22 protein-coding genes are annotated in these 20558 nt (G+C 68.4%); 13 read left to right on the top strand and 9 right to left on the bottom strand.

Annotated features, from left to right (window positions below):
- Nucleotides 1–9: 9 nt before the first annotated feature.
- Entirely contained in the window at nucleotides 10–816 is an 807-nt protein-coding gene (locus tag EZ242_RS09510; RefSeq protein ID WP_135284894.1) for a helix-turn-helix domain-containing protein, read from the bottom strand.
- A gap of 23 nt (nucleotides 817–839) precedes the next feature.
- A complete protein-coding gene (locus EZ242_RS09505) occupies nucleotides 840–1226 on the bottom strand; it encodes a response regulator (protein WP_135284893.1) in 387 nt (128 codons plus the stop codon).
- 282 nt (nucleotides 1227–1508) lie between these two features.
- Between EZ242_RS09505 and EZ242_RS09500 the strand changes: the two genes are divergently transcribed.
- Genes EZ242_RS09500 through EZ242_RS09475 form a run of 6 tightly spaced genes read left to right on the top strand, consistent with a single transcriptional unit; the run spans nucleotide 1509 to nucleotide 7926 of the window.
- The gene (locus EZ242_RS09500; protein WP_135284892.1) at nucleotides 1509–1943 is read left to right on the top strand and encodes a type IV pilin protein; all 435 of its coding nucleotides are present in this window, start codon (nucleotides 1509–1511) and stop codon (nucleotides 1941–1943) included.
- Nucleotides 1944–1948: 5 nt separating this feature from the next.
- On the top strand, nucleotides 1949–2452 hold the full coding sequence (locus EZ242_RS09495; RefSeq protein ID WP_135284891.1) for a GspH/FimT family pseudopilin: 504 nt from the start codon (nucleotides 1949–1951) through the stop codon (nucleotides 2450–2452).
- Nucleotides 2431–3009: a type IV pilus modification protein PilV gene (gene pilV / locus EZ242_RS09490; protein ID WP_338101463.1), complete on the top strand. Its 579-nt coding sequence runs from the start codon at nucleotides 2431–2433 to the stop codon at nucleotides 3007–3009. The genes EZ242_RS09495 and pilV overlap by 22 nt, the downstream gene beginning before the upstream one ends.
- Nucleotides 3006–4109 carry a PilW family protein gene (locus tag EZ242_RS09485; protein ID WP_135284889.1) on the top strand — a complete coding sequence of 368 codons (1104 nt, stop codon included), beginning with the start codon at nucleotides 3006–3008 and terminating at the stop codon, nucleotides 4107–4109. Before pilV ends, EZ242_RS09485 begins: the two co-directional genes overlap by 4 nt.
- A 2-nt stretch (nucleotides 4110–4111) precedes the next feature.
- Nucleotides 4112–4702 (top strand): pilus assembly PilX family protein, encoded by a 591-nt coding sequence (locus EZ242_RS09480; RefSeq protein ID WP_135284888.1) that lies wholly within the window; start codon nucleotides 4112–4114, stop codon nucleotides 4700–4702.
- An 8-nt stretch (nucleotides 4703–4710) separates the two neighbouring features.
- On the top strand, nucleotides 4711–7926 hold the full coding sequence (locus tag EZ242_RS09475; RefSeq protein WP_135284887.1) for a pilus assembly protein: 3216 nt from the start codon (nucleotides 4711–4713) through the stop codon (nucleotides 7924–7926).
- 69 nt (nucleotides 7927–7995) lie between these two features.
- Here the strand turns inward: EZ242_RS09475 and queF are convergent, their stop codons facing one another.
- From queF to EZ242_RS09455, 4 genes are read right to left on the bottom strand one after another with little or no spacing between them, the layout of a single operon-like run.
- Entirely contained in the window at nucleotides 7996–8844 is an 849-nt protein-coding gene (gene queF / locus EZ242_RS09470; protein ID WP_135284886.1) for an NADPH-dependent 7-cyano-7-deazaguanine reductase QueF, read from the bottom strand.
- Between the two features lies 1 nt (nucleotide 8845).
- A complete protein-coding gene (locus EZ242_RS09465; protein ID WP_135284885.1) occupies nucleotides 8846–9709 on the bottom strand; it encodes a 2OG-Fe(II) oxygenase in 864 nt (287 codons plus the stop codon).
- Nucleotides 9706–10488, bottom strand: coding sequence for a peroxide stress protein YaaA (gene yaaA, locus EZ242_RS09460; RefSeq protein WP_135284884.1), 783 nt, complete (start codon nucleotides 10486–10488; stop codon nucleotides 9706–9708). The genes EZ242_RS09465 and yaaA overlap by 4 nt, the downstream gene beginning before the upstream one ends.
- Nucleotides 10489–10495: 7 nt before the next feature.
- On the bottom strand, nucleotides 10496–10774 hold the full coding sequence (locus EZ242_RS09455) for a hypothetical protein (protein WP_135284883.1): 279 nt from the start codon (nucleotides 10772–10774) through the stop codon (nucleotides 10496–10498).
- A 70-nt stretch (nucleotides 10775–10844) separates the two neighbouring features.
- Between EZ242_RS09455 and hemA the strand changes: the two genes are divergently transcribed.
- The 5 genes from hemA to EZ242_RS09430 all read left to right on the top strand — a co-directional run bounded on the left by hemA (nucleotide 10845) and on the right by EZ242_RS09430 (nucleotide 15675).
- The gene (gene hemA, locus EZ242_RS09450; protein WP_135284882.1) at nucleotides 10845–12116 is read left to right on the top strand and encodes a glutamyl-tRNA reductase; all 1272 of its coding nucleotides are present in this window, start codon (nucleotides 10845–10847) and stop codon (nucleotides 12114–12116) included.
- 89 nt (nucleotides 12117–12205) lie between these two features.
- A complete protein-coding gene (gene prfA, locus EZ242_RS09445; protein ID WP_135284881.1) occupies nucleotides 12206–13303 on the top strand; it encodes a peptide chain release factor 1 in 1098 nt (365 codons plus the stop codon).
- Entirely contained in the window at nucleotides 13300–14136 is an 837-nt protein-coding gene (gene prmC, locus EZ242_RS09440; RefSeq protein ID WP_135284880.1) for a peptide chain release factor N(5)-glutamine methyltransferase, read from the top strand. Before prfA ends, prmC begins: the two co-directional genes overlap by 4 nt.
- A gap of 71 nt (nucleotides 14137–14207) precedes the next feature.
- Nucleotides 14208–14543 (top strand): Grx4 family monothiol glutaredoxin, encoded by a 336-nt coding sequence (gene grxD, locus EZ242_RS09435; RefSeq protein ID WP_135284879.1) that lies wholly within the window; start codon nucleotides 14208–14210, stop codon nucleotides 14541–14543.
- Between the two features lie 133 nt (nucleotides 14544–14676).
- Nucleotides 14677–15675 (top strand): AAA family ATPase, encoded by a 999-nt coding sequence (locus EZ242_RS09430; RefSeq protein WP_135284878.1) that lies wholly within the window; start codon nucleotides 14677–14679, stop codon nucleotides 15673–15675.
- Between the two features lie 13 nt (nucleotides 15676–15688).
- On the opposite strand, the gene EZ242_RS09425 is transcribed toward EZ242_RS09430, so the two are convergent.
- Both EZ242_RS09425 and EZ242_RS09420 read right to left on the bottom strand, forming a co-directional pair.
- Complete coding sequence (locus tag EZ242_RS09425) at nucleotides 15689–16327, bottom strand: lytic transglycosylase domain-containing protein (RefSeq protein ID WP_135284877.1); 639 nt, start codon at nucleotides 16325–16327, stop codon at nucleotides 15689–15691.
- Nucleotides 16324–18069: a proline--tRNA ligase gene (locus EZ242_RS09420; protein WP_135284876.1), complete on the bottom strand. Its 1746-nt coding sequence runs from the start codon at nucleotides 18067–18069 to the stop codon at nucleotides 16324–16326. Before EZ242_RS09420 ends, EZ242_RS09425 begins: the two co-directional genes overlap by 4 nt.
- A 132-nt stretch (nucleotides 18070–18201) precedes the next feature.
- On the opposite strand from EZ242_RS09420, the gene EZ242_RS09415 reads away from it, so the two are divergent.
- Both EZ242_RS09415 and EZ242_RS09410 read left to right on the top strand, forming a co-directional pair.
- On the top strand, nucleotides 18202–18867 hold the full coding sequence (locus EZ242_RS09415) for an RNA pyrophosphohydrolase (RefSeq protein WP_135284875.1): 666 nt from the start codon (nucleotides 18202–18204) through the stop codon (nucleotides 18865–18867).
- Complete coding sequence (locus EZ242_RS09410) at nucleotides 18864–19376, top strand: CNP1-like family protein (protein WP_135284874.1); 513 nt, start codon at nucleotides 18864–18866, stop codon at nucleotides 19374–19376. Before EZ242_RS09415 ends, EZ242_RS09410 begins: the two co-directional genes overlap by 4 nt.
- Before the next feature lie 24 nt (nucleotides 19377–19400).
- Here the strand turns inward: EZ242_RS09410 and proB are convergent, their stop codons facing one another.
- On the bottom strand, nucleotides 19401–20555 hold the full coding sequence (gene proB / locus EZ242_RS09405; RefSeq protein ID WP_135284873.1) for a glutamate 5-kinase: 1155 nt from the start codon (nucleotides 20553–20555) through the stop codon (nucleotides 19401–19403).
- Nucleotides 20556–20558 lie beyond the last annotated feature (3 nt).

The following is a 20558-nucleotide window of genomic DNA, read 5'->3' as shown; positions in this document are numbered from 1 at the left end:
GCGCCACCCTCAGTGCACCTTCGGCTCGAAGGCGCGGGTGAGCGAATCCAGGTCCACGATGCGGATGTGCCGCTTGTCCACCTCCAGCATGCCGCGTTGCTGGAAGGAGGAGAAGGTACGGCTCACCGTCTCCAGCTTCATGCCCAGGTAGCTGCCGATCTCCGCCCGCGACATGCGCAGGTGGAACTCGCTGGGCGAGTAGCCGCGCGCCTTCATGCGCTGCGACAGGTTGACCAGGAAGGCCGCCAGCCGCTCCTCGGCGCTCATGCTGCCCAGGAGCATCATGAGGCTGTGCTCGCGCACGATCTCGCGACTCATGAGGCGGGCCATGACCATCTGCATCTCGGCGCTCCCGCTGGCGAGTTCCGACAGGTGCCCATAGGGGATGGCGCAGACCTCGGCGTCTTCCAGGGCCGTGGCGGCGCTGGCGTGGCGGCCGTTGGCCACGCCGTCCAGCCCCATCAGCTCGCCAGCCATGTGGAAGCCCGAAACCTGCTCGCGGCCGTCGGCCAGCATCAGGCTGGACTTGAAGGTGCCGGTGCGCACGGCGTAGATGAAGGCGAAGCGGTCGCCGCCGCGGTACAGCTCCTCGCCCGCCTTGACCTTGCGGCGGCCGAAATGCAGGCCGTCCAGGCGCGCGAGGTCCGGGTGCGCCATGCCGCAGGGCAGGCAGATGTCGCGCAGGTGGCAGTTGGAGCACAGGGTGCGCAGTGCCGGCGTCGGCGTCGGCGTCGGCGTGGGCGCTGCCGCGGCGGTCCTGGACGGCTCGTGGCGGGGGACGAGCCGGATCGGGGCAATCGTTGCTTCGAGGTTCATTCGTACTACTCCAGGAAATCGGGTCAATGCGGCAACAGCGGGCCGGCATCGGTGACGGCAGCAGGCAGTTGTTCGAATTCGCGGCTCTTGTCGAGGAAGACGGCGGCGCCTTCCTCCAGGTAGCGCTTGCGGTAGGCGGGGCCGGCGTTGTTGCTGAAGACGACGAAGGCGATCTCGGGCGCGGCGTGGCGCACGGCCCTGAGCACCTGCAGGCCCGTGCCGCCTTCCAGCTGCACGTCCAGCACGACCACCTGCGGATGGGCGGCCAGGATGCCGTCGATGCAGGCCTGCGGGGTGCCGGCCTGCCCCACCACCTCCATGTCGTGCGAGCGCAGCAGTGCCGCGACGCGCGAGCGGATCATTCCGGAGTCGTCGGCGAGGAACACACGGGTCGAAGGGGTCGAGGCCATGACCGTGACTGTGCCGGCGCAGCCCCGGGCGGCCCATCGGCGTGCGCTGAATGCGGGGCTCGGATTCGTCCGGAACGCGGGCGGGCACGAATCCGAGTGCGGATCGGACGATTCCGAGCCTTCCACGCGCTTACCACAGGAATTAGGCCGAAATAGCTCCTGCGTTACCGCTCGTCACGATGCCTCAGCCGTTTGTCAGATTTGGTAAGCGCTGTCACAGGCTCAGCGATAAGGTGGCCTCCGTCATCTTGTCAGCAGTCCGCAAGCCAAGGAAGGGAATCCATGTTCAAGCAACGCCGGGCGCAGCGCGGCTTCACCCTGATCGAACTGATGATCGCCGTGGCGGTGGTCGCGATCCTGGCCGCGGTGGCGTATCCCTCGTTCATGGATCAGATCCGCAAGTCGCGGCGCGCCGAGGCGCAGCAGTTCCTGATGGAAGTGGCGAGCCGGCAGCAGCAGTGGATGCTTGACCGCCGCTTCTATTCGCCTGCGGCGGGCACCTCGAACGCCTGCGCCGCACTGTCAAGCGAGTTGAACGTCAACCCGCCGTCCAGCCTGAACGGCCACTACACGTTTTGCGCGCAGGTCAGCATCAGCACGGCGTCGCCTCCGACGTTCTCGGTTCAGGCGATCCCGCAGGGCGGCCAGCTCAAGGACAGCTGCGGAACCCTCGCCGTTTCCCAGATCGGTGCGAAGTCACCTGTGAACTGCTGGTGAGTCCAATGCTCCGCCCCCCCTCCGCCCTCGGGCGACGCTGCAACAGTGGCTTCACCCTTCTGGAGATGATGGTGGCCGTGGCCTTGCTGGCCCTGGTCGCTTCGCTCGCCGCACCCGGCATGCAACGCCTGATCGCGGCCCAGCGGCTGCGGTCCGTCGGGTACGACCTGGTGGCCGACCTCACCCTCGCCCGCAGCGAGGCGATCAAGCGCGCGGCGCAGGTCAGCATCGTTCCCACTTCGGGCAGCTGGGCCAACGGCTGGACAGTGCAGACGGTCGTCGGCAGCACCGCCCTCGGGCAGCGCGGCGCTATCCACGGCTTGAGCGTCAACTCCACCACGCCGCCCGCCGGCATCGTCTTCGAGGCCAACGGGCGAGCCACGGTGGCGGGGGGCGGAACTGCACGGTTCGGCTTCTCCAACAGTTACGGCAACCATCGCTGCATCACGGTCGACCCCTCGGGCCGGCCGCGCTCCGTCACGTCCGCATGCACCACCTCCACCACATGAACTCGCGCAAGGCACTCCGGCGGCAGCGTGGCGCCGCCATGATGGAATCCCTGATCGCCATGCTGATCGTGGCCTTCGGGGTGCTCGGTTTCGTCGGGCTGCAGGCCCGCACCGCGGTGACCAACCTGGAGGGTTACCAGCGCGCCCAGGCCATGATCCTGCTGAACGATATGGTGCAGCGGATCAACACCAATCGCAGCGCCGCCGGCTCCTATGTGCTCACCACGGAGTACCTGGGCAACACGTTACCCCCGACCAACTGCCCGACCACCAGCGTCGCCGACCGCGACAAGTGCGAATGGACCAAGCTGCTGCTCGGCGCGGCCGAAGTGCAGGCCGGCCAGAGCGTGGGAGCGATCAGGACCGCACGTGGCTGCGTGCAGCAGGTCGCCGGCACCACCAACGAATTCGTGGTCGCAGTGTTCTGGGAGGGCGTGCAGTCCACCGCGTCGACGACCGTGGCCTGCGGCTATGGCGGCACCACCGCCCCCACCTACGGCGACGCCACGCTGCGCCGCGCCGTCAGCACGGTCGTGCGCATCGGAGTGCTCTCATGACATCGGTGGTCAAGAACGCGCGTTCGCTTCCTCGGCTTCGCGCCATGCGCGGCGTGAGCCTGGTCGAGGTAATGGTCGGCCTGACCATCGGCATGCTGCTGGTGGCGGGCCTCGCCCTGATGTTCGGCAATGCGAGCCGTGCCAATAGCGAGCTGGACAAGAGCGTGCGGCACATCGAGAACGGCCGCTACGCGCTGGACCTGCTGACGCAGGAAATCTCGCTGGCGGGCTACTACGGCACGGTGCCAGCGACGGCGGGCGGAACGCTCACCAATTCTCCCTGCCAGGACAGCACCACGCTGGCCACGGCGCTGGTCACCATGCAGAACACGGTGCCGGTGACCGTGCCTGCACCGGTGCAGGGCTTTACGCCCGCCGCCGCCGCATCGCTCACCTGCATACCCAACTACAAGAGCGGCACGCCGGTGCTGGCGATCCGGCGCCTGGACACCGCCACCACGGCCATCGGTTCGCTGACCAACGGCGTGCTGTACGTGCAGACCTCGCACAACCAGTTCGACAACTACGCCAGCTACAAGGCCGCGGTCGGCAGCGGGAGTAACGCCACCAACTTCAACCTCAAGGCCCTGCCGCCCGCCGGCGGCGGCGCGGCGTCCGCCAATCCGGCGCGCCGCTTCATCAGCCGCATCTACTACATCGCCAATTGCAACGACTGCAGCGGCGCCGGCGACGGCATCCCGACGCTGCGTGTGAGCGAGCTCAATGGCGCCACGTTCACCAACCAGCCCCTGGCCGAAGGGATCGACCAGATCGGGTTCGACTTCGGGATCGACGACAGCCCTGCGACTCGTGATGGCGTGCCGGACACCTGGTACGGTCTGAACGGCCCGTCCGCTGGCGCGACCGAAACCACTTACATGAGCACTCGCTGGGTCGATGTGGTGGCCGTGCGCATCAGCCTGGTCTCGCGCAGCCCCGAATTCACCGCCGGCTGGAGCGACGTGGGCACCTACGCCGCCGGCCAGACCAACACCACCGCCTTCAGCTACTCGCCGCCGTCGACCGCCCTGAACTTCAAGCGCCGCGGCTACGTGACCACCATTCGCCTGAACAACTGGGCGGGCCTGCGGGAATCCTGACCATGACGCCTTGCCGAACCCGCTTCCTGCGCTCGACGCCAACCGCGCAACGCGGCGCCACTTTGGTCGTGGCGCTGATCTTCCTCGTGCTCCTGAGCGTCTTCGCCATCAACGCCTTCAACTCGTCCACCACCAACGTGCGCGTGGTGGGCAACATGCAATCGCGCCAGGAGGCGATCGCCGCGGCCAACCTGGCCATCGAGACCGTGATCAGCAGCACCGCCTTCAGCACCACGCCCGCCACCGTCGCGGCCACGCCGATCAACGTGGACATCGACAAGGACGGCGCCAACGACTACGTGGTGAACATGACGCCGCAGCCCACCTGCTACCGCGTGCGGCCGATCAAGAACTACGAACTCAATGCCGCCGTCGAAACCGACCGCGTGTGCCTCAGCACCAGCGGCAACGGCGGCGGCGGCCACATCGAATACCCCAGCGGCAGCGTGTCCGTGGACGACTCGCTGTGCGCCACGACCGAGTGGAACCTGCGGGCCGTGGTCACCGACGCGCGCAGCGCCGCGCAGGTCGCCGTCAATCAAGGCGCGGGCCTGAAGATCCTGACCGCCGACGCCAGCTCCTATTGCAATTGAGGTCCGCCATGATCCGACTCCTCCGACAGATGCTGGGCGTGTTCCTGGCCCTTTTCACCGCCTTGCACACCGCGCCCTCGGTGGCCCAGTCGGGGCCGCCGTACATGAGCGACATCGACATCTACAGCACGGGCGACGGCAGCGTGGCGCCCCCCAACATCCTGTTCGTCTTCGACAACACCGCCAACTGGAACTCGATGTTCGAGCGCGAGCGCGCGGCCCTCCTCAGCACCATCGACAGCCTGCCGGTCGGTGCGGTCCGCATCGGCTTGATGCTGTACAACGAAACCGGCGGGGACAACAAGGGCGACTCTGGCGGCTACGTCCGCGCCGCTGTGCGCACTGCGGACGCCACCTACAAACCGGTCTTTCGCGAACTGATCAGGACGCTGGACATCGGCAACGACAAGGGCAGCAAGGGCCTGTCTTCGTTGTCCATGGCGGAGGCCTACCGCTATTTCGCGGGTCTAGCGCCCTACTCGGGGAACCAGAAGATCAAGACGGACTATTCGGGCAACACCAACGGCGGCAGTGCCGCCAGCAATGCGGTGTACCAGCAGTCGGGCAACGCCCTGTCCGGCTATGCCGCCTCCGAGTACAACAAGCCGCCGCAGGACGGTTGTTCGCGCAACTACATCGTGTTCGTGAGTAACGGGCCCTCGCAGGACGACAACAACTCGATGTCCACGGCCAATACACACCTGCAGGCCCAGTACACGCGGCTGAACATGAGCTATCCGGGCGAGATCACCCTTAACCCCAGCGGCTCCCAGGGCAATCCGATCGACGAGTGGGCCCGCTTCATGAAGGCCGCGCCGGAAGGCATCACCACGTTCACCATGGACGTGGATCCCATCACGACGGGCCAGGGCCCCGGCTGGTCGGCCGCCCTGCGCAGCATGGCCGTGCGCAGCGGCGGCGAGTACTTCGCCGTGAACTCGTCCACCAACAACGGCGCCGAAATCGCCGCGGCGTTCCAGAACATCCTGAACCAGATCCTGGCCGTCAACAGTGTGTTCGCCTCCGCGAGCCTGCCGGTCAGCGTGAACACGCGGGGCTCCTACCTGAACCAGGTGTTCATGGGCATGTTCCGCCCCGACGCGCAGGGCAAGCCGCGCTGGCGCGGCAACCTCAAGCAGTACAAGTTCGGCTACGACCCCGTCACCGACACGCTGAGCCTGCAGGATTCGAACGGAGGGCAGGCCGTGACCAGTGGGACTACAGGCTTCATCAAGCCGGAGGCGGTGTCTTTCTGGACCGAGGCCAGCACGTTCTTCATCAACGACCCGATGGGAACGCCTGCTTCCAGTTCTGACTCGCCCGATGGCGAAGTCGTCGAAAAGGGTGGCGCGGCGCAGCGCTTGCGTACAACTTACGCAAGCAGTCAGGCGACGCGAAAAGTCTATACCTGCCTCTCGGGCACTTGCAACGATCTCACAAGCTCCGGCAGTGCCTTCTCGACGAGCAACAGCAGCCTGACGAGCTCGAGCCACTTCGGCTCTCTTGACAGCACATCCAAACAGGACTTGATCAACTGGGTGCGCGGCGCCAACAACGTCGCCAACGACGGGTATGACCTCGGGCCCGGCGGCAGCATCACCGTTCGCCCCTCCATCCACGGCGACGTGCTCCATTCGCGGCCGGCGGTCGTGAACTACGGCGGCACGGGCGGCGCGAACAACATCGTTGTCTTCTATGGATCCAACGACGGAACCATCCGCGCCATCAACGGAAACCAGACTGCAACCTACGGCGGCGTGGCGGCCGGGAACGAGTACTGGTCCTTCATTCCCAAGGAGACCATTTCCAAGCTGAATCGGCTGCGCACGAACTCCCCCGAGGTACGACTGGCCACTACGATCGTTCCGAGCAACGCCACCAACCCGCCGACGGCGCGCGACTACTTCGTGGACGGGCCGGTGTCCTATTACGCGAAAATGAACGCGTCGGGCGCCGCGGAGAAGGTGTACCTGTACGTCGGCCTGCGCCGCGGCGGCAATGCGCTCTATGCCTTCGACGTGACCAACGTCAATGCGCCGAAGCTGATGTGGACCAAGACACCGTCTGATCTGGCAGGCCTGGGCCAGACGTGGTCGGAGGCCAAGGTCACGCGACTGAAGGGGTATGGGGACGTGGATGGAGAGGGCAAGGTCACGCCGAAGCCCGTACTGATCATGGGCGGCGGCTACGACGCAGCGGCCGAGGACACGCTGACCCCGGCGGCCAGCACCACGGTGGGCAACCGGGTGTATGTCCTGGACGCCGCCGACGGCACCAAGCTGGCGGAACTCAGCTTCGACGGCATGCGCAGCGTGCCGGCCGACCTGACGCTGATGGACGCCGACTACGACGGGTTCGTGGACCGCGCCTACGGCTCGGACGTGCACGGCAACGTGTTCCGCATCGATTTCGAAGTGACCAAGACCTGTGCGGACAGCTCCGCGCTGTGCGGCAAGACCAAGGACGACTGGCAGATCCGCAAGATTGCGTCCCTCTCGGACGGAACGACCAAACGCAAGGTCTTCTTCCCGCCCGACGTGGTCAACAGCAAGGACACCGTGCGGGGGGACTTCACGGCCGTGATGGTGGGCACGGGCGACCGCGAGAAGCCCTTGTGCGGCAAGCCGACGACCGACTCGGCGGTTTCCTACTACGGTTGCACGACGACGAGCGACGGCTTCTACACGCTCTTCGACACGCAGCCCAAGCGTCCGAACGCCAACTACACCTACCCGGAGATTGCCCTGGCCGATGTCGGGCGGGTGGGTACCTCGCAAACGCAGGTCAAGGGCTGCGTGATTCCAATGAACACCGGCGGAGAAAAAGTGATCAACGCCCCGCTCACGGTCGCGGGCTACACCTACTTCTCCACCAACCGTCCTCCCAGCAGCTCCGGCAGCACCTGCACCGGCAACCTCGGCCAAGCCAAGGTGTACGGTGCCAAGGCTTTCTGCCAGGGCGCCATCTCCGAAATCCGTAACGGCGGTGGCATGCCCCCCAGCCCGGTCAGCGGCGTGGTCGCGGTCAGCTATGTCGATCCCACCACCAATGCCACGGTGAACAAGCAGGTGCCCTTCGTGATCGGCGGCATCGCCGACCCTGGAGCCGCCAACCCGAACACCACCGGAAACGACACGGGCTGCGGCCTCGCAGGCTGCAGGCCAGTGATCCCCGTGGCGCCCAACCGCGCGCGCAAGTACTGGTTCGTGGAAAACCCGCGCTGAGAGCCGGTTCGGGAGCATCTGAAGTGGAAAGGGCGGCCCATGGCCGCCCTTTCCACTTCAGCCTCCGGACTACTGCCGCGCCGTCCTCACATTCGCCGGCACCCCTCCCGGATGGCTGGTCCGGAACGGATTGATATCCAGGCCACCCCGCCGCGTATACCGCGCATACACCGACAGCTTCACCGGCCGGCAGCGCTCGCGGATGTCCATGAAGATGCGCTCGACGCACTGCTCGTGGAATTCGTTGTGGTTGCGAAAGCTCACCAGGTAGCGCAGCAGCTGGCCCTGGTCGATCTGCGGGCCGCTGTAGCGGATCTGCACGCTGCCCCAGTCGGGCTGGCCGGTGACCAGGCAATTGCTCTTGAGGAGGTTGCTGGTGAGCACCTCCTCCACCGGCTGCTCGTCGAAGGCCGCTGTGAGCAGCTCGGGCGCAGGGGTGTACTGCGTGCACTCGATGTCCAGCCGGTCCAGGTTCACGCCGTCCAGCTCGGACACCAGCTCCAGGTCGAACTGCTCGGGCATGAGCAGGCGCACGCCCACGGTGGACGCCGCCGGCGCACCGCGCCACACCGCTTCGCTGACGTCGGCGCGGATGCGGTCGCGCACAGCATCGGCCGAGGCGAAGGGCGTGTTGGTGAAGCTGTTCAGGTACAGCTTGAAGGACTTGCTCTCCACCAGGTTGGGGGATTCGCAGGGGATGGTGACATGCGCCAGCGCCACCTGCGGCTTGCCGCGCGGCGTGAGCCAGGACAGCTCGTAGGCGGTCCAGAGGTCGGCGCCGAAGAAGGGGGGGCGTGTGCCGATGCCCAGCTCGGCGCGGTGGCCGGCGCGCGAGAGGGGGTACAGCAGCGAGGCGTCGTACCGGTCGGCGTAGGCAGCGGGTTTACCGAGCAGGGACTGCTCAGGCGAATTGCTCATGTCAATCAAAGCGTCCTTCGCGCAGCCACTTGGTCGCGATCCACTTCTCCCCTTCGATGACCGGCGCGCCGCCGTGCAGCGTGCGCGTGGAAGGATGCGGCCGGTCGTAGCTGAAGAAGACCGCATGCCCGCGCTTGGGGAAGACCTCCAGGTTCACGTCCGGGAAGGTGGTGCCCCCGCCCTTCTTCGGTTCGGCCAGGTAGATGATGATGGTGCCTACGCGCTGGCCGCCGCGCTTGAGGATGCTGGGCGTGCCCGGCTCCTTGGGCTCGAAGTAGTCGTAGTGCGGCTTGTACTCGGCCCCGGGGCGGTACTGCAGGATCTGCAGGCCCTCGCCGTTTTCCACCGGCCAGTTCACCAGCTGGGCCAGCCGCGCCTCGATGCGCGTGACCAGCTCGTTCTCGCCGCGCTGGAAGAACATGCCGTTGCTGGTGCGGTCGTCGTGCAGTTCCTCGCCGCCGGTCTTGGTGGCGACGGTGAGCGAGCGCACCATGCGCGGCCGCGCCAGCTCGATGAGCTGGTCGCACTCCTCGTCCGAGACCACGTTGCCGAAGACCACCACGCGCGGGTGCGCGAGCTGCTGGAGCACGTGCACGCGGCGGTCGCCCACGTCCAGGTACACGGGGGATTCCTCGATGGCAGGCTGCGGCACCGGCACCGCGGGCGGCAGCCCCTGCGCCACCGCCTGGGTTTCCAGGTGGCCGCGCAGCGTGCTTTCCATGGCCTCGATGGCGACGTCCTCGTCCCAGCCGGAGGCTTTCATGGAACGCAGCACGGCCTCGGCCGGCTGCCCGGCCTGGGCCTGGGCCACGATCCAGGCCCGCAGCTCGGGCGTGACGGTCTGGGTGGATTGCGCGTTGTTCATGACGATGTCTCCAATCTTCTGCGGAACACCAGCCGGTCCGGCTCGGACGCGGCCGCGTGGAAGGCATAGCCGTCCAAATCGAATCCTTCGAGCTGGCGGGGCGTGGCCACCCGGTGCGTGATGGCATAGCGCGCCATCAGGCCGCGGGCCTTCTTGGCGAAGAAGCTGATGATCTTGTACTGCCCGCCCTTCCAGTCCTCGAACACGCATTCGATGATGCGCGCCTTGAGCACCTTGCGGTCCACGGCCTTGAAGTACTCCTGCGAGGCGAGGTTCACCAGCACGGGCGTGGCATCGGCCGCAAGCTGCCTGTTCAGGCAGTCGGCGATGCGCGGCCCCCAGAACTGGTAGAGGTTGGCCGAGGAGCCGACCGCGAGCGTCGTGCCCATTTCCAGCCGGTAGGGCTGCATCCAGTCCAGCGGCCGCAGCACGCCGTACAGGCCACTGAGGATGGCCAGATGCGCCTGCGCCCACTCCAGGTCTTCGGGCGAGAGGCTGCGCGCGGCCAGCCCGTCGTACACGTCGCCATCGAAGGCCAGCACGGCCTGCCGTGAATTGCGGGCGCTGAAGCGCGGCGACCAGGCCTCGTAGCGGGCCGCATTCAGCGCCGCCAGCGAGTCGCTCAGGCTCATGAGTTCAGCGATCTGCTGGGGCGACTTGGCACGCAGGACATCGACCAGCTGCGCCGAGTCCTTGGTGAAGCGCGGCAGGGTGTGCGGCAGCGAAGCGAGCGGACTCTCATAGTCCAGCGACTTGGCCGGAGACAGGACGAAAAGCATGAGCCGATTATCGGCGCCAGCCCCCGGCCATGAGCCACTGCACCGTGGCCACGGCCAGCACCAGCGCGCCGTAGGTGGCCATCTTTCCGTCGCGGCCGAAGCCCCACAAGCCCAGCAATAGCACCGCCACGCCGGCGCCCACGCACACGCCCACCTGCGGCCAGTAGCGCACCACCAGGCGCCGGCTGCCGCCCAGCCAGCGCCCGGCCAGCGGCAGCACCAGGCCCAGCGCGAGCGCGGGCAGCACGAAGTTGAACAGGTGGATGAGGAAGTCGATCGGTCCCATGCCGTAGGGGGCAGACGCCGGGGAGCCCGGACACGAGCGCCGGCGCCATCCTGAATTTTATAATTCAGCCATGGCAGTCTGGGCCCTTGGCATCAATCACACGACCGCGCCGCTGGACCTGCGGGGCCGCTTCGCGTTCGCCGTGGACCAGATCGGCCCCACCTTGGGCGCCTTGCGCCAGCGTCTTCACGGCCACGCCGGCGAGCATCCCGAGGCCGCCATCCTCTCCACCTGCAACCGCACCGAGATCTACTGCGCCGGCGACGGCCAGGTCCTGGAGCCCACCATCGAATGGCTGGCGCAATCCGGCGGCGTGGCCCCGGCGCTGCTGCGCTCGCATGCCTACACCCTGCAGGACGGCGGCGCCGCGCGGCACGCCTTCCGCGTGGCCAGCGGGCTGGACTCCATGGTGCTGGGCGAGGCGCAGATCCTCGGGCAGCTCAAGGACGCGGTGCGTGCGGCCGACCAGGCCGGCGCCCTGGGCACCACGCTCAACCAGCTGTTCCAGCGCTCCTTCGCCGTGGCGAAGGAGGTGCGCACGGCCACCGAGATCGGCGCGCACTCGATCAGCATGTCGGCCGCTGCCGTGCGCCTGGCCGCGCAGCTTTTCGAGGACCTGCGCCAGATCCGAGTGCTCTTCGTCGGCGCGGGCGAGATGATCGAGCTGGCCGCCACGCACTTCGCGGCGCGCGAGCCCCGGTCCATCGCCATCGCCAACCGCACGCTGGAGCGCGGCGAGAAGCTCGCCACGCGCTTCGGCGCGGAGACGATGCGCCTGTCCGAGATTCCCGACCGCCTGCACGAGTTCGACGCGGTCATCAGCTCCACCGCTTCGCAGCTTCCCATCATCGGCCTGGGCGCGGTGGAGCGCGCGCTCAAGGCGCGCAAGCACCGTCCCATGTTCATGGTGGACCTGGCCGTGCCGCGCGACATCGAGCCGGAGGTCAAGGCGCTGGAAGACGTGTACCTCTACACCGTGGACGACCTGGCCCACGTGGTGCAGACGGGGCAGGCGCACCGCGAAGCCGCCGTGGCCCAGGCCGAGGCCATCGTCGATGCCGGGGTGCAGAGCTTCCTGCACTGGATGGACCAGCGGCGCGCCGTGCCGCTGATCCGGCAGCTGCAGGCGCAGGCCGACGAGTGGCGCGAGCTGGAGATCGCGCGCGCTCGCCGGCTGCTCGCGCGCGGCGAGGACGTGGACACCGTGATGGAAGCCCTCTCGCGCGGCCTCACCCAGAAGATGCTGCACGGCGCCATGGCCGAACTGCACGCCGGCGACGAGCAGGCGCGCGAGCGCGCCACGACGGCCATCCAGCACTTCTTCCTGCGCAAGGAACGTTAGCGGCGTTCGCCGCCGCCGCGCCTGCGCCGACCGGCGGCGGGCGTCCTGCTTCCCCGGCAGCCAGCCGGCCCTTGCTTCCTTGCCCGTCCATGAAACCCTTTCTCCGCCAGCAACTCGAGCGCTACCCCGTCCGCCTGCAGGAGCTGGACTTCTTCCTGCAGCAGCCCGAGGTGGCCCAGGACATGGAGCGCCTGCGCACGCTCACCCGCGAGCATGCGGAGGTCAGCGAGGTGGCGGCCCTCTTCGAGCGCTATCGCCAGCGCGAAGCGGACCTGGCCGAGGCGCGCCAGATGGCGGCGGACCCGGACATGGCCGAGATGGCCCGGGAGGAGATCGAGGCCGTCGAAGCCGAACTGCCCGGCCTGGAGGAGCAGCTGCAGCAGTTGCTGCTGCCCCGCGATCCGGACGATGTTCGCAACGTGTTCCTGGAGATCCGCGCCGGCACGGGCGGCGATGAATCCGCCCTCTTCGCCGGCGACCTGCTTCGCATGTACACCCGCTATGCCGAGCGCCAGGGCTGGCGCTGCGAACTCGTGAGCCAGAGCGAGGGCGAGGTCGGCGGCTTCAAGGAGGTTGTGGTGCGCGTGGTGGGCGAAGGCGCCTACGGCAAGCTGAAGTTCGAGTCGGGCGGCCACCGCGTGCAGCGCGTTCCCGCCACTGAGACGCAGGGGCGCATCCACACCAGCGCCTGCACCGTCGCGGCGCTGGCCGAGCCGGACGAAGCGCAGGCGGTGCAGATCAACCCGGCCGAGCTTCGCATCGACACCTTCCGTGCCTCGGGCGCGGGCGGCCAGCACATCAACAAGACCGATTCGGCGGTGCGCGTGACGCACCTGCCCACCGGCATCGTCGCCGAGTGCCAGGACGACCGCTCGCAGCACCGCAACAAGGCCAAGGCACTGCAGGTGCTGGCCGCGCGCATCCAGGAGGCCGAGCGGGCCGAGCGCGCCGCGCGCGAGGCGGCCACGCGCAAGGGGCTGATCGGCAGCGGCGACCGCAGCGACCGCATCCGCACCTACAACTTCCCGCAGGGCCGCGTGACGGACCACCGCATCAACCTGACCCTGTACAAGCTGGGTTTCGTGATGGAAGGCGAGCTCGACGAGCTGATCGAGGGCCTGCTGCTCGCCCGCAAGGCCGAACAGCTGGCCGAGCTGGAGGCCAACCCCCACGGAGCGCGCGCGTGAACACGCCCTTGCTCACGGTGGCGCGGGCGCTGGCGTGGGCGCAGGCGCGAGGGCTCGCGCGGCTCGATGCGCAGTTGCTGCTGCTGCACGCGCTGGGCCGGGAAGGCGCCAACCGCGCCTGGCTGATCGCGCACGACAACGATGCGATGGATGCCGCGCAGCAGCACCAGTTCGAGGCGCTGTGCACCCGGCGCGGGCGCGGCGAGCCGCTGGCCTATCTCGTGGGCCACAAGGAATTCCACGGCCTGCCCCTGCGCGTGGACGCCCGCGTGCTGGTGCCGCGCCCCGATACGGAAACCCTGGTGGACTGGGCGCTGGAGTGCGCCGAAGGCATGGACAGCCCGCGCATCATCGACCTGGGCACCGGCAGCGGCGCGATCGCCCTGGCCCTGGCCCATCGACGGCCCGACGCACGGGTCGAGGCGGTGGATCGCAGCGCCGAAGCCCTGGCGGTGGCAGCGGAGAACGCGCTCGCCCTGGGGCTGCGGCTGCCCCTGCGGCAGGCGTCCTGGCTGGATGGCGCGGCGGGCGACTGGAACCTCATCCTGAGCAATCCGCCCTACATCGCCGAGGGCGACCCACACCTGCCCGACCTCGTCCACGAGCCGCGCAGCGCGCTGGTCTCGGGCGCCGACGGGCTGGACGATATCCGGCTCATCGTGGCGCAGGCACCCCGCCACCTGGCCCCGGGCGGCTGGCTGCTGCTGGAGCACGGCTTCGACCAGGCCGAAGCGGTGCGCGTGCTGCTGCGCGAGGCGGGCCTGGTGCAGGTGCACAGCCGCCGCGACCTGGCCGGCGTCGAACGATGCAGCGGCGGGCAGCGACCGGCCTGAAGCGGGATAATCACGCCCAGACCATGGCTGGGGCGCCTCACCGTCCCAGCCCTCACCTTGCGAGAGACACCATGAGCGACACCCAGCAACGCATCGACCAACTCGTGAAGAACAGCGACGTGCTGCTGTTCATGAAGGGCAACGCCAGCTTCCCCATGTGCGGCTTCTCCGGCCGTGCCATCCAGATCCTCAAGGCCTGCGGCGTCGATCCGCGCAGCGTCACCACCGTGAACGTGCTCGAGGACGACGGCATCCGCCAGGGCATCAAGGAATACAGCAACTGGCCCACCATCCCGCAGCTGTACGTCAAGGGCGAATTCATCGGCGGCTCGGACATCATGATGGAGATGTACGAAAGCGGCGAGCTGCAGCAGGTGCTGAGCTCGTCCGCCGCGCGCTCGTCCTGATTCCCGTCAGCAGCCGCGGCCGGCGGCTGCCAGTCGCGTCGGCCATCGCCCGACGCGCAGTCGAGGCAATCCGGATTGCCGGGCTGGCACGGCCTGTGCTGGAATGTCCAGCAAGTCGTGCAAGGAGGTGCGCATGTCGACCAACCCCCTGGTGCCCTGCGATCCGGCGATCTTCAGCCTTCCGATCGCGCAGGTCCGCCACGTCTATCGGCCGCAGGACGTGGAGCGCAAGCTGGCCAAGCTGCCCGCGCGCGAACACGAGAATTTGCGCAGCACCTACGAGCGCATGCTCGAGCGCGGCCCCGAGCGCTTCCAGGTCAAGCCCAGCGGCATTCCGGACATGGCGCAGCTCTACGAGCAGTTGCCCAACTTCAGCGACGCGCTGGACGACGTCAAGCGCCACGTCGCCTTGTCACAGGACTGCCGCGACGGCCTGGAGGTCACGCCCATGCTGCTGCTGGGCCCGCCGGGCATCGGCAAGACGCATTTCGCGCGCAAGCTGGCCGAGCTGCTGGGGACCGGCATGTGCCTGGTGCCCATGAGCGCCATGACGGCCGGCTGGCTGCTCTCCGGCGCGTCCTCGCAGTGGAAGGGGGCCAAGCCGGGCAAGGTGTTCGAGGCCATCGTCGACGGGCAGTACGCCAATCCGGTCATCGTGGTGGACGAGATCGACAAGGCGGCCTGCGAGGCGCAGTACGACCCGCTGGGCGCGCTCTACGGGTTGCTGGAACACGATACCGCCGGCTGCTTCATGGACGAGTTCGCCGAGGTACCCATCGACGCGAGCCAGGTCATCTGGATCATGACCGCCAACGACGAGCGCGCCATCCCGGAACCCATCCTCAACCGGATGAACGTGTTCGAGGTGGAGCCGCCGAGCGCCGAGGCCGCACGGCAGATCGCGCGCAACCTGTACCGCTCGATCTGCGCCGAGCATGGCTGGGGCGCGAGCTTCGATCCGGAACCCGCACCGGACGTGCTGGACCTGCTGGCGGAGCTGGCGCCGCGCGAGATGCGCCGCGCGCTCATGACGGGCTTCGGCAACGCGCGCCTGGACGGCCGCGGCGAGGTCCGCACGGACGACCTGCCCCGGCTTTCCGGCGGCAAGGCGAAGATCGGCTTCGTGCAGTAGCGGGGGCGCCCGATCAGCTACGCTCGCCGGCGGGCGGCGGCAGGTCGCGCCACTGCCAGTGGCGCTGGGCGGCGAACACCGCATCGGGGTAAGGCGCCCTGCCGCGGCTTCCGTTGTAGCGACCCAGTGCCATGAACAGGTCGCCGCGTTCGCGGTCGATGTAGTGGCGCAGGATGACGCAGCCGAAACGCAGGTTGGTCTGCATGTGGAACAGCTTGCCCGGGTCGCCGTCCCCGATGAGCCGGCTCCAGAAGGGCATGACCTGCATGTAGCCTCGCGCCCCGGCCACGCTCACCGCGAACTTGCGAAAGGCGCTCTCCACCTGGATGAGGCCCAGCACGAGGCTGGTGTCCAAGCCCGCGCGGCGGCTCTCGTACCAGACGGTCTGCAGGAATTCCTTGCGCTCGTTGAAGCTGGTCTTGCGCCGCATCAGGCGCGTGCTCATGGCCTGCAGCCAGCGCAGGTAGGCCAGGCGCGCTTCCGTGCTGGGGAACTCGGGCACCGGCGGCGCCGCGTTGGCGATGGCCGAGCTCAGTGCGGAACGCACGGAATCCCCGAGCGGCTCTTCCAGCTGTCCGGCCAATGCGCCTCCCGCGAGCGGCAGCAGGCCGAAGCCGGCCACACCGCGCAGGCAGCTGCGGCGCGTGATCATGCGCTCAGGCGCTCGAGCAGGAAGGCCCGCACCTCGGCCGCCGACACGCGCGTGGCCGCTGCGTCGCGGCGGTGCTGGTACTCCACCTGCCCTTCCTTTAGGCCGCGGTCGGAGAGAACCACGCGGTGCGGCACACCGATGAGCTCCCAGTCGGCGAACATGGCGCCGGGGCGCTCGCCCCGGTCGTCGAGCATCACGTCCACGCCGGCCGCCTGCAATTCGTCGTGCAGCTTCTGCGCCGCCTCGCGCACCTCGGCGCTGCGGTCCATGCCGATGGGGCACAGCACCACCGTGAAGGGCGCGATGGCATCGGGCCAGATCATGCCGCGCTCGTCGTGGTTCTGCTCCACGGCCGCCGCCGGCAGCCGGGTGATGCCGATGCCGTAACAGCCCATCTCCAGGTACTGCGGCTTGCCGGACTCGTCCAGGAAGGTGGCTTCCATGGCGCGGCTGTACTTGGTGCCGAGGTAGAAGACATGGCCGACCTCGATGCCGCGCTCGATGGCCAGGCGCCCCTTGCCGTCGGGCGAGAGGTCGCCCTCGACCACGTTGCGCAGGTCCGCCACCAGATCGGGCTCGGGCAGATCGCGGCCCCAGTTGACGCCGGTGAGGTGCATGTCTTCCTCGTTGGCGCCGCAGACCCAGTCGGCCATGAGGCTCACCTCGCGGTCGGCCACGATCTTGACCGGCCGCTTGAGCCCCACGGGCCCCAGGTAACCGGGGCGGGTGCCGAAGTGATCCGCGATCTCGGGCACGGTGGCGAAGCGAAAGCCCGCCTCCAGGCCCGGCACCTTGCCGACCTTCACCTCGTTCATGTCATGGTCGCCGCGCAGCAGCAGCAGCCAGACCTGCACCTGCGTGCCCTGGCCCGAGGCATCGGTGCGGTCGGTGGCCAGCACGATGGACTTGACCGTGTGCCGCAGGGGAATGCCCAGCAGATCGGCGACGTCGGCGCAGGTGCTCTTGCCAGGGGTGGGGGTGCGCGTCATCGCCTGGGATGGCGCGGGCCGCGGGCCGGCAGGAGCCAGCGCCTCGGCCTTTTCCAGGTTGGCCGCGTAGTCGCTCTCGGTGCAGTAGACGATGGCGTCCTCGCCCGTCGCGGCGATGACCTGGAACTCCTCGGACAGGTCGCCGCCGATGGCACCGCTGTCGGCCGCGACGGCGCGGTAACGCAGGCCGAAGCGGTCGAAGATGCGCCGGTAGGCCTGCGCCATGGACGCGTAACTGGCCTGCGCGGCAGCCGGGTCGCGGTCGAAGCTGTAGGCGTCCTTCATGATGAACTCGCGTCCGCGCATGAGCCCGAAACGCGGACGACGCTCATCACGGAACTTCGTCTGGATTTGATAGAGATTTTTGGGCAGCTGCCTGTAGCTGCGCAGCTCCTGGCGGGCGATGTCGGTGACCACCTCCTCGCTCGTGGGCTGGACCACGAAGTCGCGGTCGTGGCGGTCCTTGATCCGCAGCAGCTCCGGGCCCATCTTTCCGAAGCGGCCGGTCTCCTGCCACAGCTCCGCCGGCTGGACCACGGGCATCGTGCACTCCACGGCTCCGGCGCGATTCATCTCCTCGCGCACGATGGCCTCCACCTTGCGGATCACGCGCAGCCCCATGGGCATGTAGGTGTAGATGCCGGCGCCCAGCTTCTTGATCATGCCGGCCCGGGTCATCAGCCGGTGGCTCACCACCTCGGCATCGGCCGGCGCTTCCTTGAGGGTGGAGATGAGGAACTGGGAGGCTTTCATCGAACGGATTTCAGGCGAGGAACAGCGCGCGTGAACGCAGGCAGGACAAGGGGGTGAGGGGCCGCTGAGTCATCTGGCCGCGCAAGCAGGCGGCGTGCATAATGAACTCAGTTAAAGAATTGGGGTTTGATTATGCTTGACCGCGACGGCTTCAGGCCCAACGTCGGCATCATCCTGCTCAATCAGAAGAACCAGGTGTTCTGGGGCAAGCGCATACGCACCCACAGCTGGCAGTTCCCCCAAGGCGGCATCGACCGCGGCGAGACGCCCGAACAGGCGATGTACCGGGAGCTGCACGAGGAGGTGGGCCTGCGGCCCGAGCATGTGCGCATCATTGCCCGCACCCGTGACTGGTTGCGCTACGAGGTGCCGGACCGCTACATCCGCCGTGACGCCCGGGGCCACTACAAGGGCCAGAAACAGATCTGGTACCTGCTGCAGCTCATGGGGCAGGACTGGAACCTCAACCTGCGTGCCACCAGCCATCCCGAGTTCGACGCCTGGCGCTGGAACGAGTACTGGGTGCCGCTCGACGTGGTGGTGGAATTCAAGCGCGGCGTCTACGAGATGGCGCTGACCGAGCTGGCCCGCTTCGTTCCGCGCGGCGACCACCATCGCAACCGCTATCTGCGTGGCGGCCTGCGTCCGCGCGACGGCCTCGACGGCGCGGAGCCGTTCAACGGCCGCCACCGCGCACCCCCACCGGAGTTCGAGCTGCCGCCCGGCGCCACCTTCGAGCCCGACCCGCAGGCCGCCCTGGCGCCGCAGCCCGCCAATCCGCAGCGGGCGAGCCAGTGAGCGTGCGTCGCCACGGCCTGCTGGCGTGGGCGGGCGCCGCCCTCATGGCTGGGTGCGCCAGTCCTCTGCTGGCGCAGGAGCCCTGGCAAGAGGGCGCCGCGCCCGAGCCCCCAGCCCTCCGGCTGAAAGGCCTCGTGCCGGTGGAGCTGCCGCGCTCCACGCTTCGTTTCGGCGTGCAGCCGGATTCGGTGTCGATCGGCCCGGACCGCGTGGTCCGCTACGTGGTCGTCGCCACCAGCGCCTCCGGCGCGCTCAACGCGCTTTACGAAGGTATTCGCTGCGACGAGGGCAAGGTCAAGGTCTACGCACGCCACACGCCCGGCGCCGGCTGGACCCCGACGAGGGACGCACCCTGGGAATCGCTGCACGACAACGCCGGCCACCGCCACAGCCTGGCCATCGCGCGCAGCGGCGCCTGCATCGGTCGGGGAACCAACACCAGCGCCGAGCGCGTGCTGCGCGACCTGGCCGCGCCGGTGGACGAGCGCTTCCGGATCGAGCTCCGCTGAAGCGCGGCGCCCCCCGCGCCGCCCTCAGACCACCACCAGGTTGGTGCGGTCGATCATCTCCGGCTCGGCCATGTAGCCGAGCAGCTTCTCGATCTCCGCCGAGGGCTTGCGGCACAGGAGCCGCGCCTCGGCGCTTGCGTAGTTGGCCAGGCCGCGGCCGATCTCCCGGCCCTGCGAATCACGGATGGCGATCACGTCGCCGCGCGAGAACTCGCCCTCGACGGTCACCATGCCGATCGGCAGCAGGCTCTTGCCGTCCTCTCGCAGTCGCAGGGCGGCGCCGTCATCGATCGTGACGGCACCCCGCAACTGCAGGTGGTCCGCGATCCAGCGCTTGCGGGCCTGGCTTTTCTGCGTGGGGGCAACCAGCACCGTGCCGACCACCTCCCCCGCGAAGAGGCGCAGCAGCGCATCGGGCTCGCGACCCCAGGCGATCACGGTGGAGGCGCCGGAGCGCGCGGCACGGCCGGCCGCGAGCACCTTGGTGATCATCCCGCCCTTGCCGATGCTGGAACCCGCGCCCCCGGCCATGGCCTCCAGCGCCGGATCACCGGCGCGCGCTTCGTGCACGAAGCGGGCTTGGGGGTCCTTGCGCGGATCGGCCGTGTAGAGACCCTTCTGGTCCGTGAGGATCACCAGCACGTCGGCCTCGACCAGGTTGGCCACCAGCGCGCCCAGCGTGTCGTTGTCGCCGAACTTGATCTCGTCGTTGACGACCGTGTCGTTTTCGTTGATGACCGGAACGATCTTCAGGCGCAGCAGCGTCAGCAGCGTCGAACGGGCGTTGAGGTAGCGCTCGCGGTCGGCCAGGTCGGCGTGCGTGAGCAGCACCTGGGCCGAGCCCAGGCCGTGCTCGCGCAGCTTGGTCTCGTACATCTGGGCCAGGCCCATCTGCCCCACCGCGGCGGCGGCCTGCAGCTCGTGCAGCTCGTGCGGACGGCTGCGCCAGCCCAGTCGCTTCATGCCCTCGGCGATGGCGCCGCTGGACACCATGATGAGCTCGCGTCCGCCCTGCGCGAGGACCGCGAGCTGGCGCGACCACTCGCGGATGGCCGCTTCGTCCAGGCCGCGGCCTTCGTTCGTGACCAGGCTCGATCCGACCTTGACCACGATGCGGCGCGCCGCCCGGAGAACGGCCGCCGTCTGCGTGGAACTGGAGGAGCTGTGTTCTTCTGTCATGCG

The sequence above is a fragment of the Ramlibacter rhizophilus genome (assembly GCF_004681965.1).
Classification (GTDB): domain Bacteria; phylum Pseudomonadota; class Gammaproteobacteria; order Burkholderiales; family Burkholderiaceae_C; genus Ramlibacter; species Ramlibacter rhizophilus.
The sequence above is the reverse complement of the archived record's forward strand: the minus strand, read 5'-3'. Positions and strand labels throughout refer to the sequence as shown.

Bases quoted from the DNA above. Each gene is read 5' to 3' on its own strand.
- EZ242_RS09510 (WP_135284894.1), bottom strand. From the start codon at position 816: ATGAACCTCGAAGCAACGATTGCCCCGATCCGGCTCGTCCCCCGCCAC.
- EZ242_RS09505 (WP_135284893.1), bottom strand. From the start codon at position 1,226: ATGGCCTCGACCCCTTCGACCCGTGTGTTCCTCGCCGACGACTCCGGA.
- EZ242_RS09500 (WP_135284892.1), top strand. From the start codon at position 1,509: ATGTTCAAGCAACGCCGGGCGCAGCGCGGCTTCACCCTGATCGAACTG.
- EZ242_RS09495 (WP_135284891.1), top strand. From the start codon at position 1,949: ATGCTCCGCCCCCCCTCCGCCCTCGGGCGACGCTGCAACAGTGGCTTC.
- pilV (WP_338101463.1), top strand. From the start codon at position 2,431: ATGCACCACCTCCACCACATGAACTCGCGCAAGGCACTCCGGCGGCAG.
- EZ242_RS09485 (WP_135284889.1), top strand. From the start codon at position 3,006: ATGACATCGGTGGTCAAGAACGCGCGTTCGCTTCCTCGGCTTCGCGCC.
- EZ242_RS09480 (WP_135284888.1), top strand. From the start codon at position 4,112: ATGACGCCTTGCCGAACCCGCTTCCTGCGCTCGACGCCAACCGCGCAA.
- EZ242_RS09475 (WP_135284887.1), top strand. From the start codon at position 4,711: ATGATCCGACTCCTCCGACAGATGCTGGGCGTGTTCCTGGCCCTTTTC.
- queF (WP_135284886.1), bottom strand. From the start codon at position 8,844: ATGAGCAATTCGCCTGAGCAGTCCCTGCTCGGTAAACCCGCTGCCTAC.
- EZ242_RS09465 (WP_135284885.1), bottom strand. From the start codon at position 9,709: ATGAACAACGCGCAATCCACCCAGACCGTCACGCCCGAGCTGCGGGCC.
- yaaA (WP_135284884.1), bottom strand. From the start codon at position 10,488: ATGCTTTTCGTCCTGTCTCCGGCCAAGTCGCTGGACTATGAGAGTCCG.
- EZ242_RS09455 (WP_135284883.1), bottom strand. From the start codon at position 10,774: ATGGGACCGATCGACTTCCTCATCCACCTGTTCAACTTCGTGCTGCCC.
- hemA (WP_135284882.1), top strand. From the start codon at position 10,845: ATGGCAGTCTGGGCCCTTGGCATCAATCACACGACCGCGCCGCTGGAC.
- prfA (WP_135284881.1), top strand. From the start codon at position 12,206: ATGAAACCCTTTCTCCGCCAGCAACTCGAGCGCTACCCCGTCCGCCTG.
- grxD (WP_135284879.1), top strand. From the start codon at position 14,208: ATGAGCGACACCCAGCAACGCATCGACCAACTCGTGAAGAACAGCGAC.
- EZ242_RS09430 (WP_135284878.1), top strand. From the start codon at position 14,677: ATGTCGACCAACCCCCTGGTGCCCTGCGATCCGGCGATCTTCAGCCTT.
- EZ242_RS09425 (WP_135284877.1), bottom strand. From the start codon at position 16,327: ATGATCACGCGCCGCAGCTGCCTGCGCGGTGTGGCCGGCTTCGGCCTG.
- EZ242_RS09420 (WP_135284876.1), bottom strand. From the start codon at position 18,069: ATGAAAGCCTCCCAGTTCCTCATCTCCACCCTCAAGGAAGCGCCGGCC.
- EZ242_RS09415 (WP_135284875.1), top strand. From the start codon at position 18,202: ATGCTTGACCGCGACGGCTTCAGGCCCAACGTCGGCATCATCCTGCTC.
- proB (WP_135284873.1), bottom strand. From the start codon at position 20,555: ATGACAGAAGAACACAGCTCCTCCAGTTCCACGCAGACGGCGGCCGTT.